2 protein-coding genes are annotated in these 1,026 nt (G+C 60.9%); one reads left to right on the top strand and one right to left on the bottom strand.

The features are described 5' to 3' along the window. Positions 1-229 precede the first annotated feature (229 nt). Complete coding sequence (locus ADADOO_RS04560) at positions 230-415, bottom strand: hypothetical protein (protein ID WP_511275390.1); 186 nt, start codon at positions 413-415, stop codon at positions 230-232. Between the two features lie 55 nt (positions 416-470). Here ADADOO_RS04560 and istA point away from each other — a divergent pair. Continuing rightward, the coding region (gene istA / locus ADADOO_RS04555; protein WP_511275391.1) for an IS21 family transposase at positions 471-1,026 on the top strand (556 nt) is incomplete at its 3' end.

Here is a 1,026-nt window from a genome sequence, read left to right as displayed (position 1 = left end):
GACGGATTCAACCGCTTCCTCACGGGTGAGCAGTGCCAAGCGTGTTGAACAGTATCTGGGTGATCTGGACGAGTTGTTCGCCCGTGAGGATCGGGACACCATCCTGGACAGATTTGCCTACACGGCCGAGGATGAACGCGCAGAACGCCCCAATCCGTCACCTGTGCCCATTGATGGTGTCTTGCGCACCGGCCTTGCAAGTCTCCAGCAATCGCTGAAGCTGTATCACTCATTTCTGACGGACAAGAGGAGTGTCCCCGATGAGGCCGAACACCAGGCATTGCTGGACCGCCTCACTCGGAAGGAAATCGATGCTGCGATGCAGGAGTTCGATCAGCTTGGGCTGAAAGCTGAGAACGGCGGTGCAAAAGTCTGCCACGGTAGCGGCGGGATAGGCCTGCTGCGGGCGGCGCAAAAACCGGCCACTTTGCTCTTCATGCAGCTGTATGGAGGGCGTGGAGATCTACACCGTGGAACTTTACCTGAAGGTTCGTCTGGCCTGTGCCGACGGCATGAGCATGCGCGCGGCTGCGCGTCATTTCAACATTTCACGCGACACCGTGGAGAAGGCCATGGCGTTCTCGGTGCCACCCGGCTACCGGCGGACGGCGCCTGTCAAGCGGCCGAAGCTGGATGGCTTCGCCGAGATCATCGACGCCTGGTTCGACGGCGACAAGGATGTGCATCGCAAGCAGCGCCACACGGCCAAGCGGGTGTTCGACCGGTTGCGTGCGGAACATGGCTTCACCGGCGGCTACACGATCATCAAGGATTACGTTCGGGAGCGCGAACGGCGGGGCCAGGAGATGTTCGTGCCGCTGGCCCATCCGCCGGGACAAGCGCAAGCCGATTTCGGTGAAGCAACCGTCATCATCGGCGGGGTCGAGCAGAAAGCTTATTTCTTCGTCATGGATCTGCCGCACAGCGATAGCTGTTTCGTGCGGGCCTATCCCGCGGCGACGGCGGAGGCATGGATGGATGGCCATGTTCATGCCTTCGCCTTCTTCGGCGGGGTGCCGCAATCGG

It is taken from the genome of Azonexus sp. (assembly GCF_036170495.1).
GTDB lineage: Bacteria > Pseudomonadota > Gammaproteobacteria > Burkholderiales > Rhodocyclaceae > Azonexus.
Note: the sequence above shows the minus strand (reverse complement) of the source record. Positions and strands in the feature narration are given on the sequence as shown.